Annotated in this window: 12 protein-coding genes; 5 read left to right on the top strand and 7 right to left on the bottom strand. The window is 65.0% G+C overall.

Annotation, left to right across the window (positions count from 1 at the left end):
• Positions 1-400 precede the first annotated feature (400 nt).
• Both gltB and RX330_RS04890 read left to right on the top strand, forming a co-directional pair.
• Entirely contained in the window at positions 401-5,146 is a 4,746-nt protein-coding gene (gene gltB / locus RX330_RS04895) for a glutamate synthase large subunit (protein WP_317242246.1), read from the top strand.
• Positions 5,147-5,259: 113 nt separating this feature from the next.
• Entirely contained in the window at positions 5,260-6,711 is a 1,452-nt protein-coding gene (locus RX330_RS04890; protein WP_317242245.1) for a glutamate synthase subunit beta, read from the top strand.
• A 190-nt stretch (positions 6,712-6,901) separates the two neighbouring features.
• On the opposite strand, the gene RX330_RS04885 is transcribed toward RX330_RS04890, so the two are convergent.
• Complete coding sequence (locus RX330_RS04885; RefSeq protein WP_317242244.1) at positions 6,902-8,659, bottom strand: outer membrane beta-barrel protein; 1,758 nt, start codon at positions 8,657-8,659, stop codon at positions 6,902-6,904.
• A 193-nt stretch (positions 8,660-8,852) separates the two neighbouring features.
• On the opposite strand from RX330_RS04885, the gene RX330_RS04880 reads away from it, so the two are divergent.
• Positions 8,853-9,860 (top strand): SIS domain-containing protein, encoded by a 1,008-nt coding sequence (locus tag RX330_RS04880; RefSeq protein WP_212079973.1) that lies wholly within the window; start codon positions 8,853-8,855, stop codon positions 9,858-9,860.
• Positions 9,861-10,013: 153 nt separating this feature from the next.
• Here the strand turns inward: RX330_RS04880 and RX330_RS04875 are convergent, their stop codons facing one another.
• A complete protein-coding gene (locus RX330_RS04875) occupies positions 10,014-10,565 on the bottom strand; it encodes a carboxymuconolactone decarboxylase family protein (protein ID WP_317242243.1) in 552 nt (183 codons plus the stop codon).
• Between the two features lie 71 nt (positions 10,566-10,636).
• On the opposite strand from RX330_RS04875, the gene RX330_RS04870 reads away from it, so the two are divergent.
• Complete coding sequence (locus RX330_RS04870; protein ID WP_212079969.1) at positions 10,637-10,963, top strand: winged helix-turn-helix transcriptional regulator; 327 nt, start codon at positions 10,637-10,639, stop codon at positions 10,961-10,963.
• Positions 10,964-11,138: 175 nt separating this feature from the next.
• Here the strand turns inward: RX330_RS04870 and RX330_RS04865 are convergent, their stop codons facing one another.
• From RX330_RS04865 to hemH, 4 genes are all read right to left on the bottom strand, one after another.
• The gene (locus tag RX330_RS04865) at positions 11,139-11,582 is read right to left on the bottom strand and encodes an NfeD family protein (RefSeq protein WP_212079968.1); all 444 of its coding nucleotides are present in this window, start codon (positions 11,580-11,582) and stop codon (positions 11,139-11,141) included.
• Positions 11,583-11,637: 55 nt separating this feature from the next.
• Positions 11,638-12,639: an SPFH domain-containing protein gene (locus RX330_RS04860; protein ID WP_212079967.1), complete on the bottom strand. Its 1,002-nt coding sequence runs from the start codon at positions 12,637-12,639 to the stop codon at positions 11,638-11,640.
• Between the two features lie 198 nt (positions 12,640-12,837).
• A complete protein-coding gene (locus RX330_RS04855) occupies positions 12,838-13,806 on the bottom strand; it encodes an ABC transporter substrate-binding protein (protein WP_212079966.1) in 969 nt (322 codons plus the stop codon).
• Positions 13,807-13,810: 4 nt separating this feature from the next.
• Positions 13,811-14,848 carry a ferrochelatase gene (gene hemH, locus RX330_RS04850; protein ID WP_317242242.1) on the bottom strand — a complete coding sequence of 346 codons (1,038 nt, stop codon included), beginning with the start codon at positions 14,846-14,848 and terminating at the stop codon, positions 13,811-13,813.
• Between the two features lie 81 nt (positions 14,849-14,929).
• Here hemH and RX330_RS04845 point away from each other — a divergent pair, with 81 nt between their 5' ends.
• Positions 14,930-15,328: an MAPEG family protein gene (locus tag RX330_RS04845; protein WP_212079951.1), complete on the top strand. Its 399-nt coding sequence runs from the start codon at positions 14,930-14,932 to the stop codon at positions 15,326-15,328.
• A gap of 7 nt (positions 15,329-15,335) precedes the next feature.
• On the opposite strand, the gene RX330_RS04840 is transcribed toward RX330_RS04845, so the two are convergent.
• Positions 15,336-15,773, bottom strand: a complete 438-nt coding sequence (locus RX330_RS04840) for an acyl-CoA thioesterase (protein ID WP_212079949.1) — start codon at positions 15,771-15,773, stop codon at positions 15,336-15,338.
• Between the last annotated feature and the right edge of the window lie 28 nt (positions 15,774-15,801).

Raw genomic sequence — 15,801 nt, 5'->3', positions numbered from 1 at the left:
ATTTGGGATTTCGGCGCCCGCAGGGCCGGATCGGGGCGCGTTTGCTTCAAAACCGGGGCCGCGCAACATTCGGAAAGCGATTGATTGACATATCGGGAATCGGGACTTCCGCGCGCTTGTGTGATAGACAAAAATTTGGCAAGGTGATGTTTAGGACAGGAAGACTGTCTCAATTTTGCTTGCGGTTCCGGCACAGGGATTGCAGCGAAAACTGGCACTTTCGAGCGCCGGCGAGGTACCAGGCAAAGCCGTTCTCGGGAACGAAGAACGCCTAGGCCTGAATTTAAGAAAATGCGGCTCGCAACGGACGAGCGGTGACCCAGAGGCGGGTGCCGCGGAACGCCCAAGGTGCGCCGAAGATGGCGGTGAGGCAGCTTGCCGCATGGAGAGGATTGGAACAATGAACGGGTCGCAATTCGAGCGCGCAAACATCGTGGCAGAAGAGCTGTCGGCGACGGTCGCCTCGAAAACGACCGATCCGATGACCGATCCGATTCAGGAGCACAATTCGCGCCCGCCGGCCGAAGGCCTGTACGATCCGAGTCTGGAGAAGGATTCCTGCGGCGTCGGCTTCATCGCCAACATCAAGGGCCGGAAGTCGCACGAGATCGTCGCTGACGCTCTGAATATCCTCTGCAACCTCGAGCATCGCGGTGCCGTCGGCGCCGATCCGCGCGCCGGTGACGGCGCCGGCATTCTGGTGCAGATCCCGCACGCCTTCTTCAGCCGCAAGGCGAGCGAGCTCGGCTTCACGCTGCCGGCGCCCGGCGAATACGCCATCGGCGCGCTGTTCATGCCGCGCGACACCGCGTGGCGCAACGTCATCAAGAGCATCATCGCCGACCAGATCAAGGAGGAGGGCCTGACCCTGCTCGGCTGGCGCGACGTGCCGACCGACAATTCCTCGCTCGGCGTCACCGTGAAGCCGACCGAGCCCGCCTGCATGCAGGTGTTTATCGGCCGCAACGGCACCGCCAAGACCGAGGACGATTTCGAGCGCCGGCTCTACATCCTGCGCAAGTCGATCTCGCAGGCGATCTATCAGCGCCGCGACCGCGGCCTTGCGGGCTATTATCCCTGCTCGCTGTCCTGCCGCACCGTGATCTACAAGGGCATGTTCCTCGCCGACCAGCTCGGCAAGTACTATCCCGACCTGCACGAGACCGATTTCGAGAGCGCTCTCGCGCTGGTTCACCAGCGCTTCTCGACCAACACCTTCCCGGCCTGGTCGCTGGCGCATCCCTACCGCATGATCGCGCATAACGGCGAGATCAACACGCTGCGCGGCAACACCAACTGGATGGCGGCGCGCCAGGCTTCGGTGAGCTCCGAGCTCTACGGCAAGGACATCAACCGCCTCTGGCCCATCTCTTATGAGGGACAGTCGGACACGGCCTGCTTCGACAACGCGCTCGAATTCCTGGTGCAGGGCGGCTACTCGCTGCCGCACGCGGTCATGATGATGATTCCGGAAGCGTGGGCCGGCAATCCCCTGATGGATGAGAAGCGCCGCGCGTTCTACGAATATCATGCCGCGCTGATGGAGCCGTGGGACGGCCCCGCCGCGATCGCCTTCACCGACGGCCGCCAGATCGGCGCCACGCTCGACCGCAACGGCCTGCGGCCGGCGCGCTATCTCGTCACCAAGGACGACCGCATCGTGATGGCGTCCGAGATGGGCGTGCTGACGATCCCCGAGGACCAGATCATCACCAAGTGGCGCCTGCAGCCCGGCAAGATGCTGTTGGTCGACCTCGAGCAGGGCCGGCTGATTCCGGACGACGAGATCAAGGCGGAGCTCGCCAAGAGCCATCCCTACAAGGAGTGGCTGGAGCGGACCCAGATCGTGCTGGAAGAGCTGCCGAAGGTCCCGACGACAGGCGTGCGCTCGAATTTGTCGCTGCTCGATCGCCAGCAGGCGTTCGGCTACAGCCAGGAAGACATCTCGATCCTGATGACGCCGATGGCGTCCACCGGCGAGGAAGCCGCGGGCTCGATGGGCAACGACACGCCGATCTCGGCGCTGTCGGACAAGGCCAAGCCGCTGTTCACCTACTTCAAGCAGAACTTCGCGCAGGTCACCAATCCTCCGATCGACCCGATCCGCGAGGAGCTGGTGATGAGCCTCGTCTCGATCATCGGGCCGCGGCCGAACCTGTTCGACCTGCAGGGCCTTGCCACCACCAAGCGTCTCGAAGCGCGTCAGCCGATCCTGACCGACGCGGACCTGGAAAAGATCCGCTCGATCTCGGACGTGGCCGACACCCACTTCAAGTCGCGCACGCTGGACACCACCTTCCACGCCGGTCTCGGCGCGGCGGGCATGGACCAGGTGCTCGACGAGCTCTGCGCGCGCGCGGAAAGCGCGGTGCGCGAGGGCGTCAACATCATCATTCTGTCCGATCGCATGGTCGGCACCGACCGGGTGCCGATCCCGTCCCTGCTGGCCTGCGCCGCCGTGCATCATCATCTGATCCGCACCGGCCTGCGCACCTCGGTCGGTCTCGTCGTCGAATCCGGCGAACCGCGTGAGGTGCATCACTTCGCTTGCCTGGCCGGCTACGGCGCCGAAGCGATCAATCCGTATCTGGCGTTCGAGACCATCATTGCGATGAAGGACCGCCTGCCCGGCTCGCTCGACGACTACGAGATCGTCAAGCGCTACATCAAGTCGATCGGCAAGGGCCTCTTGAAGGTGATGTCCAAGATGGGCATCTCGACCTACCAGTCCTATTGCGGCGCGCAGATCTTCGACGCGGTCGGCCTCAAGGCCGACTTCGTCGCAAAATTCTTCGCGGGCACGCATACCCGCGTCGAGGGCGTCGGCCTTGGCGAGATCGCCGAAGAAGCCGTGCGCCGCCACGCCGACGCGTTCGGCGATGCTCAGGTCTACAAGAGCGCGCTCGATGTCGGCGGCGAATATGCCTATCGCAGCCGCGGCGAGGATCATGCCTGGACCGCCGAGTCGGTGTCGCTGCTGCAGCACGCCGCGCGCGGCAATTCGCAGGAGCGCTATCGCGCCTTCGCAAAAATCCTCAACGAGCAGTCCGAGCGCCTGCTGACGCTGCGCGGCCTGTTCCGGATCAAGAACGCCGACGAAGAGAAGCGCAAGCCCGTCCCGCTCGACCAGGTCGAGCCGGCCAAGGACATCGTCAAGCGTTTCGCGACGGGAGCGATGAGCTTCGGCTCGATCTCGCGCGAGGCGCACACCACGCTCGCGATCGCCATGAACCGGATCGGCGGCAAGTCGAACACCGGCGAGGGCGGCGAGGAAGCCGACCGCTTCAAGCCGATGCCGAACGGCGATTCCATGCGCTCGGCGATCAAGCAGGTCGCCTCCGGCCGCTTCGGCGTCACCACGGAGTATCTCGTCAACTCCGACATGATGCAGATCAAGATGGCGCAGGGCGCCAAGCCCGGCGAAGGCGGCCAGCTGCCCGGCCACAAGGTTGACGCGACCATCGCAAAGGTCCGGCACTCGACGCCGGGCGTCGGCCTGATCTCGCCGCCGCCGCATCACGACATCTACTCGATCGAGGATCTGGCGCAGCTCATCTACGACCTCAAGAACGTCAACCCCACCGGCGACGTCTCGGTCAAGCTCGTCTCTGAAATCGGCGTCGGCACGGTGGCGGCGGGCGTCGCCAAGGCGCGCGCCGACCACGTTACCATCGCGGGCTTCGAGGGCGGAACGGGTGCATCGCCCCTGACCTCGATCAAGCATGCCGGCAGTCCTTGGGAGATCGGCCTCGCCGAAACCCACCAGACCCTGGTGCGCGAGCGGCTACGCAGCCGCATCGTGGTCCAGGTCGACGGCGGCTTCCGCACCGGGCGTGACGTCGTGATCGGCGCGCTCTTGGGCGCCGACGAGTTCGGCTTCGCCACGGCGCCGCTCATCGCCGCAGGCTGCATCATGATGCGCAAGTGCCATCTCAACACCTGCCCGGTCGGCGTCGCGACCCAGGACCCCGTCCTGCGCAAGCGCTTCACGGGCCAGCCCGAGCACGTCATCAACTACTTCTTCTTCGTCGCGGAGGAAGTCCGCGAGATCATGGCCTCGCTCGGCTTCCGCGCCTTCAACGAGATGGTCGGCCAGGTTCAGCTGCTCGACCAGACCAAGCTGGTCGCGCACTGGAAGGCCAAGGGCCTCGACTTCTCGAAGCTGTTCGTCAAGCAGAAGGAAGAGAAGGGCCAGAAGATCTATCACTCCGAGCGACAGAACCATCATCTGGAGGCGGTGCTCGATCGCACGCTGATCGAGAAGGCGACGCCTGCGCTCGATCGCGGTGCACCGGTGAAGATCGAGGCCAGTATCAACAGCACCAACCGCTCCGCGGGCGCGATGCTGTCCGGCGCGGTCGCCAAGATCTACGGCCATGCCGGCCTGCCGCACGACACCATCCATGTCAGCCTCAAGGGCACCGCGGGCCAGGCCTTCGGCGCGTGGCTCGCCCACGGCGTCACCTTCGAGCTCGAAGGCGAAGGCAACGACTATGTCGGCAAGGGCCTCTCGGGCGGCAAGATCATCGTCAAGCCGCCGAAGAACTCCGCCATCGTGCCGGAGGAGAGCATCATCGTCGGCAACACCGTGATGTACGGTGCGATCGAGGGCGAGTGCTATTTCCGCGGCATCGCCGGCGAGCGCTTTGCCGTGCGCAATTCCGGCGCGGTCGCGGTGGTCGAGGGCGCGGGTGATCATTGCTGCGAATACATGACCGGCGGCATCGTGGTCGTGCTCGGCAAGACCGGGCGCAACTTCGCGGCCGGCATGTCCGGCGGCATCGCCTATGTGCTCGACGAGACCGGCGACTTCGACAGGCTGTGCAACATGGCGATGGTCGATCTCGAGCCGGTGCTGTCGGAAGAGCTGATCAACGCCGGCACCTATCACCATTCCGGTGACCTCGAGGCGCACGGCCGGGTCGACGTGTTCAAGAACCTGCTCGCCTCCGACGTCGAGCGGCTGCACGTGCTGATCTCGCGCCATGCGAAAGCCACCGGCTCCAAGCGCGCCGCCGGCATCCTTGCCAATTGGAAGGACTGGCTGCCCAAATTCCGCAAGGTGATGCCGGTCGAGTACCGGCGCGCGCTGCGCGAAATGGCCGCCAACGCGGACGCCGAGCCGAAAATCGCGATCGGGGCGTAAGGCATCACACCCCGTCATTGCGAGCGAAGCGAAGCACCGGATTGCTTCGGCGCTTCGCTCCTCGCAACGACGAGAAGAAACAAAACGACCAAGCGGCAGGGACTTCGGGTTTAATGGGCAAGATCACGGGTTTTCTCGAAATCGAACGGCACGACCGCAAGTACACGCCGGTCGCCGAGCGCGTGAAGCATTACAACGAGTTCGTCGTTCCCTTGACCGAGAAGGAAGTGCGCGACCAGGCCGCGCGCTGCATGAACTGCGGCATTCCCTATTGCCACGGCACCGGCTCGGTCGCGCCCGGCACGCCCGGCTGCCCGGTCAACAACCAGATCCCCGACTGGAACGACCTCGTCTATCAGGGCGACTGGGAAGAAGCCTCGCGCAACCTGCACTCGACCAACAATTTCCCTGAGTTCACCGGCCGCATCTGCCCGGCGCCGTGCGAAGCGTCCTGCACGCTCAACATCGACGACAACCCGGTGACCATCAAGACCATCGAATGCGCGATCGTCGACCGCGCCTGGGACAATGGCTGGCTCAAGCCTGAGGTTGCAGCCCACAAGACTGGCAAGAAGGTCGCCGTGATCGGCTCGGGCCCGGCCGGCATGGCCTGCGCGCAACAGCTCGCGCGCGCCGGCCACGACGTGCATCTGTTCGAGAAGTTCGCCAAGGCCGGCGGCCTGCTGCGCTACGGCATCCCCGACTTCAAGATGGAGAAGGGCGTCATCGACCGCCGCGTCAAGCAGATGGAAGGCGAAGGCGTCACCTTCCACTACAACAGCCATGTCGGCGCTGACGGCAACATCGATCCGCGCGAGATGCTCAACGAGTATGACGCGGTGGCGCTGACCGGCGGCGCGGAAGCCCCGCGCGACCTGCCGATCCCCGGCCGCGACCTCGCCGGCATCCACTACGCCATGGACTTCCTGCCGCAGCAGAACCGCCGCGTCTCCAGCGAGCCGCTCGGCGGCGTCCAGGAGATCCTGGCCGGCGGCAAGCACGTCGTCGTCATCGGCGGCGGCGACACCGGATCCGACTGCATCGGCACCTCGCTGCGCCAGGGCGCGCTGTCGGTGACCCAGCTCGAGATCATGCCGGCCCCGCCCGAGCGCGAGAACAAGGGCCTCACGTGGCCGAACTGGCCGCTGAAGATGCGGACGTCCTCCAGCCAGGCCGAGGGCGCGGTGCGCGAATACGCCGTGCTGACCCAGAAGTTCTCCGGCGAGAACGGCCAGGTCAAGAAGCTGCACTGCGTGCATGTCGACGACAAGTTCAAGCCGATTGCCGGCACCGAGTTCGAGCTCGATGCCGAGCTCGTCCTGCTCGCGATGGGTTTCGTGCATCCCGTGCACGAGGGCCTGCTCAAGATGCTCTCGGTCGAGCTTGACCCCCGCGGCAACGTCAAGGCCAACACGCTCGACTACCAGACCTCGCGCCCGAACGTGTTCTCCGCCGGCGACATGCGCCGCGGCCAGTCGCTGGTGGTCTGGGCGATCCGCGAAGGCCGGCTGTGTGCAAGGTCGATCGATACGTTCCTGATGGGGAAGACGGATCTGCCGCGGTAGAGTCGGTCATTCCGTGGCGCGCCACTTGGCGCGAGCCCGGAATCCATCGAGCCTCAGGGTCGGTGGATAAATGGATTCTCAGGTGCGCAATTGCGCACCGTAGCTCGCGCTTCGCGCCCCCCGGAATGACAGCGGAAAGAGCGGCGCCTTGCATCGTGATCGCGCTGAATGCGCTCGGCAGCAGGCGACTCTAATTCTGCAACCTCACCCCGAGCATCACCACAGTCCCCTGCGAGCTCGATCCCGCGACGCTCGAATCCAGGATGTCATGCCGGAGCGTGCCCTTGACCCAGATGTTACGGTTGAGCTTGTAGATCAGGTTGCTCTCGAACGAGTAGGTCTTGTCATTGCGGTTCTGGCCCTGGTAGTCGAGCGTGCCGTAGGTGAACTTGCCGACCGCGGTGAGCCAGCGGCGGAAGTCGTGGTCGACTTCGGCGGAGTAGGTGCGCACCAGGACGCCTGAGGAGCCGGGGATCGTGGTCTCGGCGATCTGCGTGTCGGTGAAGAATTTCACCGTGGTCAGGCCGCTCGCGTTCCAGATCAGCGAGCCCGTGGTCAGGAAGCCTGCAAGCTGGCTGAGGCGCGGGTCAGTATAGTTGCGCGCGGAATAGCCGACCGAGATTTCGCCGGTGAGGATGCGCGAAAACTCGAACGATGAGCCGACCTTGGCGTAGCCGCCGTTCGAATCGCGGAAATAGCCGTTGCGGTCGGCGGCCTGGTCGTGGATGCGGGTGTCGCCCTGGACCTCGACGAACGGCTTCAGGCCCGGCTTGAGGTCGTAGGAGAAGCGCCCGATCCCGCCATACTGGTTGAAGTTGCGGTCGTCATTGCTGAAGGTCGAGCCGTCGGTGAGCTTCGAATCCGTATAGGCGGTGCGATCGACGGTGGCGCCGGCGGCGACCTGGAAACGGTTGAAGGTCTGGTCGAAGCCGACGGTGGTGCCGTAGGCGGCGTACACTGGATATTTCTGCAGGCCGGCCTGCACATTCGGGCTGCCGGGGTTGTCGGTGGCGAGGCGCAGGCGCAGCTGCGAGGTCAGCTTGAGATCGCGGTCGACGTCGAGACGGCCGTCGACATGGCCGGTGAAGTCCGGACGATTGGCCTCGACCGGCGAAGGCGAGGCAAAACCGTTGATCGTCGCCGGCATGTCGTTGGTGTAGCCGGAGAACGAACCGCGCAGGTCGGCGACCAGCGCGTGGCGCTCCCAGTCGGACGTCACCAGAAGATCGGGCGCGACAACGTAGACCGGCGATCCGACCGGCCTGTTGAGACGCGTCGGATTGGTATCGTAGCCGGTGGAGAGCTCGAGTCCGCCCTTGATCAAAAAGCTGCCGGCGTAATCGCCGACGGCTCCAAACGGATCGTCATCTGCCTTGAGGCGGCGGCGCAGCGGCTGGCCGGGCACGGTGCCCGCCATCGCCGCCGGCACCGGCGCCTTGTTGGCGGATGCAGATGGCGGCGGTGCAATCTTCGGCAGGCCGAGCGTGGACGGCGGCGGCGCTGTGGTCGGCGCCGGCGAGCCGGGACCGGCCGCGCGCTTCGGCTTCGGCTGGCCAGGATAGAGCTTGGGTTGCTGCCGCTTGCGGTTGAGGGCGTCGTAACCGGAGCTACTCGCGCCGCTCGCGGCGGGCAATCCATATGTCGGGACCTGACCGATGCGCGAGGTCGCCGGCGTTTGCTGGCGCTTGCGCGGATCGGCATTGGGATCGGGCAGCGCTGGGAGCGCATCCGACGGCGCCTGCGGCACGCCCGCCGTGCGGCGCGTCGGCAGCGTCTCGGGCGAGGCGAAGCCGCCGCGGTTGGGGTTGAACAGATCGGGCGTGAGGCTCTGGGCGGCCGCGGGGAGGCTTCCGAGGGTCGTCAGCGCAAGACAGGGGACAAGACACGGCAAAGCCGCGCGCAGAACGAGCACGCGTTTGCTCCGGCCGGTGCCTGGAGACGACCCCACGATGGAATAACTCCAACGAAATCAAACACTTTCACGATCGTCCCACCGGCTGGCGGGAACCATCGTTAATGGAGTTAAAACAATTATGGTTAATGACCGGTTGAGGCTTCGGGCAGGCTCGTCGCCTCGCGGGCAGCGGCGTGCTAATGAGACGCTGACCGGGGCGAACGCCCCCTCCTCCCTGGACCAGAGCATGCCGAGTTCGAAACCGCTGATGACCTCATCATCCGGCCACATCCCCGACAGCGTCGAATCCGCGCTCCGCACGCTGGAGACGGAGAGCGGCGGCATCAACGCGCTCGCAGCCGCCCTGCGCGGCCCGCTGGGCGAGACGTTTGCCAGAGCGGTCGACCTGATCCGCAACGCCAAGGGCCGCGTCATCGTCACCGGGCTCGGCAAATCAGGCCATATGGGGCGCAAGATCGCCGCGACGCTGGCCTCGACCGGCACGCCCGCCTTCTTCGTGCACGCCGCCGAGGCCGGCCATGGCGACCTCGGCATGATCACCACTGACGACGTCATCATGGCGCTGTCCTGGTCCGGCGAGCAGCCGGAGATGAAGAACGTCGTGAACTATTCGGCGCGCTTCGCCATCCCCATGATCGCGGTGACGTCGAACGCAGCGTCCTCGCTCGGACAAGCCGCCGACATCGTGATCGAGCTGCCGAAGGCGCGCGAGGCCTGCCCGCACAATCTGGCGCCGACCACCTCGACCATGATGCAGGTCGCGGTCGGCGACGCCATCGCGATCGCGCTGCTCGAGGGCCGCGGCTTCACCGCGCTGGAGTTCGCGCATTTCCACCCCGGCGGCAAGCTGGGCGCGATGCTGAAATTCGTCCGCGACTACATGCGCACGGGCGCCGAGATCCCGCTCAAACCCATGGGCACCAAGATGTCGGAAGCCGTGGTCGAGATGTCGGCCAAGGGTCTTGGCTGCGTCTGCATCGTCAACCAAGCCAACGAGGTCGCAGGCATCATCACCGACGGCGATTTGCGCCGCCACATGCGTCCCGACCTGCTGACGGCGTCGGTCGACGACATCATGACGAAGCAGCCGAAAACGGTGCCGCCCTCGATGCTCGCCACCGAGATGATCGAGGTGCTGAACACAAGCAAGATCACGACGCTCGTCGTGACCGAGGCGGGCAAGGTGGTGGGCATCGTGCATCTGCACGATCTGCTGCGGGCGGGCGTGGCTTAAGCGGGCCCGTTTCTCTCCGCCGTCATTCCGGCGCGCCCGCTTGGGCGCGAGCCCGGAATCCATTTATCTCAGTGGACGCTGCACGGGTTCACGCTTCGCGTGCCCCGGAATGACGAGGAGGGAAAGGCGCTCCTCGCAATGACGGGGAAAGACTTATACCGGAAATCTTGCCGCGTTCTCCTCCAGCGGCAGCCGCAGCCCGTTCGCCAGATACGACACCGTGCGATAGAAGCCGCACAGCAACATGATCTCCAGGATCTGCGCCTCGTCGTAATGCGCCGACAGCGCGGCGAATTCGGCATCGTCCAAGGTCGCGCGGTGATGCAGCGCATCCACGGCCGCGATCAGCGCCTGCTCGCCCGGTGACCAGCACGACGACGTCGCATCACCCCGCACGGTGGCACGCACTTCATCCTCGCTGAGCTTCGCCGGCCCGGCAAATATCGCGACATGCACGCCCCATTCATATTCGCATTTGTTCAGCGCACAGGTGCGGTCGATGACGATCTCGCGCTGGCGGAGCGACAGTGGACCGGGATCGAGCAGGCCACCGGCCCGAAACTTGTCCCAGGCGCGGCCGTGACCCGCCATCACCCGGAACAGCATCAGCGGCGACGCGCCGCGCATGATGCGATCGAACTGCGCCTGGATCTCCGGGGGATAAGGCGGGGTGAGCGGGGCGATGCGCTGCGTGGATTGGGACATGAGCCGTCTCCATTGCTACAATTCTCGTAGCACAATGCTACATTATTTGTAGCACGGCGCAAGGGGCAACGATGTCGAAGCAGACACACACGAAGACGCGTCCGGCGCGGGGATCCCGCACCGGACGACCGATCATGGCGCTGCTGGACCTGCTCGGCCGGCGTTGGAGCCTGCGAATATTGTGGGAATTGCGTGGCGAGTCCCTCACCTCCCGCGCATTGCGCACCGCCTGCGACGAGGCCTCACCGACAGTGCTGCAAGCGCGGCTGACGGAGTTGCGCGAAGCGGGATTCGTGGAACTCGGCGAGGCTGGAGGTTATGGACTGACGCCGCTGGGGCGAGAACTGTGCGAGACGTTCATGCCGCTGCACCGGTTTGCGGAGAAATGGAAGAGGTAGCGCTCTGTTACCCCTCCCCTGGAGGGGGAGGGTCGCTGCGCATGAAGCGAAGTGCAATGCCTAGCGGCGTGGGGTGGCGGTGCCTCAACATCCAACAGTGCCCGAGGGGAGCGATCACCCCACCCCGCTCGCGCTACGCGCGATCACCCCTCCCCCTCCAGGGGAGGGTAAGAGACTACGCAGCCGCCACGGTCAGATTCGCGCCATCCACCTGCACCACCTTCACCCGCGTTCCCGCCGGCGTATCGGGCCCGGCCACACGCCACACCGTGTCGCCGATGCGCACGGTGCCGCTGCCGTCGATGATCGGCTTCTCCAGGGTGAACTCGCGCCCCAGCAGCGCCTCGGTGCGCTTGTTGAGGAAGGGGCTGGCGCTCGCATCCGGCTTCGGCCGGGCGAGGCGGCGCCACACCGGCACGGCGGCAGCGGCGAACACCGCGAACATCACGAGTTGGATCTGCCAAGACATGGCAACGGCGAACGAGACCGTCCCCACCAGCAGCGCGGCGAGCCCGAGCCAGAACAGGAATATGCCCGGCGCCAGCACCTCCAGCGCCATCAGGATGAAGCCGAAGATCAGCCAGTTCCAGCTACCGAGCGAAACGAACATGTCGGTCATGACACGACCTTCCATCATTGGCGCAAGCCCCTTTCGAAGGCTGATGCGCCGGTCATTATCCCTGCCGCGGCGGCACCGCCGGCGGCGTGCTGCCGGTCGGCGGCACTGAGCCGGGGCGGCGAGCGGCAGAGCCAGAGGCCGCGCTCTCGCCGAACGTGGCCTTGGCGATCTCGCCGATGCCGGCGAGCGAACCGAGCATGCTCGTGGCTTCGATCGGCAGCATGATGATCTTCTGGTTCGGCGCGTCCGCGAACTGGCCGAACGCCTTGATATATTTGTCGGCGATGAAATAGTTCAACGCGGCGACGTCGCCCTTGGAAATGGCTTCGCTCACCATCTGGGTGGCCTTTGCCTCGGCCTCCGCCGAACGCTCGCGCGCCTCGGCGTCACGGAACGCCGCTTCCTTCCGGCCCTCAGCCTGCAGGATCTGGCCCTGCTTGGCGCCTTCGGCGCGCAGGATTTCCGACTGGCGCTGGCCTTCAGCGGCGAGAATGTCGGCACGCTTGACGCGTTCGGCCTTCATCTGCCGGCCCATCGCTTCGACGAGGTCCGCCGGGGGCACGATGTCCTTGATCTCGATGCGGTTGACCTTGACGCCCCAGGGCGAGACCGCCGCGTCGACGACACGGAGCAGGCGCTCGTTGATCTCGTCGCGATGCGACAGCACCTGGTCGAGATCCATCGAGCCCATCACCGAGCGGATGTTCGTCATGGTCAGGACCGTGATGCCCTGGTTGAGATTTGAGACCTCATAGCTCGCCTTCGCGGCATCGAACACCTGGTAGAAGGCGACGCCGTCCACCGTCACGGTGGCGTTGTCCTTGGTGATGACCTCCTGCTCTGGAATGTCGATCACCTGCTCCATCATGTTGATCTTGCGTCCGACCCGGTCGAAATAGGGTACGATCAGATTGAGCCCGGGGCTGAGCGTCTGGGTGTATTTGCCGAATCGCTCGATGGTCCAGTCATACCCCTGCGGCACCGTCTTCACGCCGGCCACCAGCGTGACGATGACGAGCACCACCAGAACAATCGCGAAAATACCGAAACCGCTCATATTTCCTCCAAGGCGGAAAGAAGCCGGGAAAAGCCCTTTTCCCGCGCAGTCATTGGTCGGGATCACGACCTTACCGGTTCAGCGGTCGCAAGTAACGTCGGTACCGGCGCAATTCGGAATAAGACGGGCGGAGAGGGAGCGGCCTCGATATGCATGTGCGGAAGGCCCTTGAAGCACGCAGGCCCGCTGCGGACGCTTTCATTCGATGACATCGTTCGCGATCGCGAGCAAGCCCGCGGGAAGCGTGATGCCAAGCGCCTCGGCGGCTTTCAGGTTGATCGTCAGCTCGAACCTGGTGGGGTTCTGCACCGGCAGGTCGGCTGGCCGCGCGCCCTTCAGGATGCGATCGATATAGTCCGCAGCGCGGCGCAGCTGCTCGGTGCTGTCGGTGCTGTAGGCCATCAGCCCACCCTCCCCGACGAAGGTACGGCTCCAGAACACCGCCGGCAAACGAGCCTCGCCGATCGCCGCCAGCAGCTGCGTGCGATTGGCCATGGTGAAGAAATCAGGCAGAACCAGGAAGCCGCCGTCCCTGCGCGTAGCCAGCGCCGCGATCGCGCCCGCGTCGTTCACCGGCGCAGGCTCGACGGCCACGTGAAGAGTCCGCGCGGCGTCCTCGATCGTGCGCAGCATCAGGGGCGCGAACGGCGCGGTCTCGGGATTGTAGACGACGAAGACGCGGCGAACGGGCGGGGTGACCTGCGTCAGCATCTCCAGCCATTTGCCGGCCAGTGGGCCGTCGTAATCGGTGAAGCCGGTGACGTTGCCGCCGGGATGCGCGAGGTTTTCGACAAAGCCCTGGCTGACGGGATCGGTCACGACGGCGAACACGATCGGGATGGTCGCGGTGCGCCGTCGCAACTCTTCGACCGAGGGTGTGCCGACCGCAAGCAGAACGTCGGGCTTGAGCGCGATCAACTCGTTGGCGAGCTCCGCGATACGCGCGCGGTCACCGCCGCCGCTGCGCCAGTCGATCTTGAGGTTGTCGCGCTCCTTCCAGCCGTGACCGGCGAGCGCCTCGACCAGGACCATGCTGCGCGTCTGGCCGATAGCATCATCGGCAGCCGTGACCGAGAGCACGCCGAGCCGGCGCTCGGGTTGCTGCGCCGCTACCTTCGACGGCAACACCGCGATCATCCCAAGCGTCAGGAGTTCGCGGCGGTTCACGGGTCTATATCCAGCCCTGAAGCTCACGCAGCACCAGGGTGCGGATTACATCCATGCCCGGTTCGCTGTCGTTGAGGCAGGGGATCGCGGAAAACTGCTCACCGCCATTGTGCTTGAAGATCTCCGCGTTCTCCTGCGCGATCTCTTCCAGCGTCTCCAGGCAGTCGGCGGCAAAGCCCGGCGTCACCACAGCGATGCGGCGCAGGCCTTCCTTCGCGAGCCGCTCCATGGTCTTGTCGGTGTAGGGCTGGAGCCATTCGTCATTGCCGAAGCGCGACTGGAAGGTCAGCAGCAGCTTCGTCTCGTCCATGCCGAGCCGGCGGCGCAGTGCCTCGGTCGTGGCGATGCAGTGCTGCTGATAGGGATCGCCCTTGTCGACATAGGATTTCGGCATGCCGTGGAAGGACGCCACGATCAGCTCAGGCTCGAAGGACAGCGTTGCCAGATGCGTCTCGATCGAGACGGCAAGCGCCTCGATATAGGCCGCGTCCTCGTAATAGGGCGGCGTCACCCGCAGCGTCGGCTGATTGCGCAGTTGGGCGAGCACGCGGAACACTTCGTCGCAGACGGTCGCCGAGGTCGAGGCGGAATATTGCGGATAGAGCGGGACCGCCAGGATGCGCTCGCAACCTTTCGCGATCAGGGCGTCGATGCCCGACTTGATCGAGGGATTGCCGTAGCGCATCGCCCAGTCCACCACGACGTGGCCCCTGTCCGAAAGGGTGACCGCGAGCTTCTCGGCTTGCGACCGCGTGATGGTCTTCAGCGGCGACTCGTTCTTCTCGGTGTTCCAGATCTTCTGGTAATCCAGCGCCTTGGTACGAGGACGGCTGCGCAGGATGATCCCGTTCAGGACCAGCTTCCAGATCAGACCCTGGTCCTCGATGACGCGGGCGTCCGAGAGGAACTCCTTGAGATACACCCGCACGCCCGGAGCATCGGCCGTATCCGGTGTTCCGAGATTGATCAGGACCACACCGACGCGCGGCAAGGCAGCTTGGGCGGCCGGTCTCGCGGCCTCGAGGGGGACGACACTGGTCATGGCTCTGTGGGTCGCGCGTTGGTCCTAACTTGTCAAGGTGAGCCCGGCATCGCTAGGGTCGCACCCAAGCGGGAGGGGCTCATGACACTGGCGGAATGGTGCGTCTTTGGAGCGCTGCTGCTCTATCTGTCTACGATCGCCTCGGTCAAATGGATCGGGTTTCGCCGCTTCGACAATTCCCGGCCACGCGACCCCGCCTTCTATGAGGACGCGCTCTCGCAGCGCGCGCTCGGCGCGCACCAGAACGGCATCGAGACGTTCCCGTTCTTCGCCTTCGCGGTGCTGCTCGCCGAATACAGGGATTCGCCGCAGCGGCTGATCGACGAGCTCGCGGCATTGTTCCTGATCGTACGGATCGCCTATGTGCTGACCTATCTCGGCAACCGCCCAACGCTGCGTTCGATCCTCTGGACCGTCGGCTTTGCGATCAACCTCGGGATCTTCCTCATGCCGGCACTGAAGCGGTTCCTGCCGGTGTGAGGCGGCCTCATGGCGCCAGATGACGTTCCCGTGTCGCGATCAGCCCCCGCATCGAGGCCGGGATCGTGACCGGACGATGAGTCTGCTGGTCGGTGTAGACCCAGACGATCTCGCCGGTCACCAGCGCCCCCATGCCGCCTTTCAGGAAGATCGCGAGTTCGAAGACGAGGCTCGAATTGCCGATCCGGGCCACACGCACGCCGACGTCGAGCTCCCAGTCGAAGCGGACCGGCGCCTTGTACTCGATGACGGACTTGACGACGTGGAAATCAATGCCGCTCGCCTGCGCGTCGGCATATTGGTCGAAGCCGAGCGCACGGAAATATTCGGTGATGGCAGTGTCGAAATAGGTCAGGTAATGCGCGTTGAAGACGACGCCCTGCCCGTCGATCTCGGAATAGCGCACCCGGAACGGATGAAAGAACCAGAAATTTTCGCGCGACATAAGATCCCCCGGCCGAGATCATTTCGGC

This window comes from Bradyrhizobium sp. NDS-1 (assembly GCF_032918005.1).
GTDB classification, from domain to species: domain Bacteria; phylum Pseudomonadota; class Alphaproteobacteria; order Rhizobiales; family Xanthobacteraceae; genus Bradyrhizobium; species Bradyrhizobium tunisiense.
This window is presented reverse-complemented; position numbering and strand designations above follow the sequence as displayed.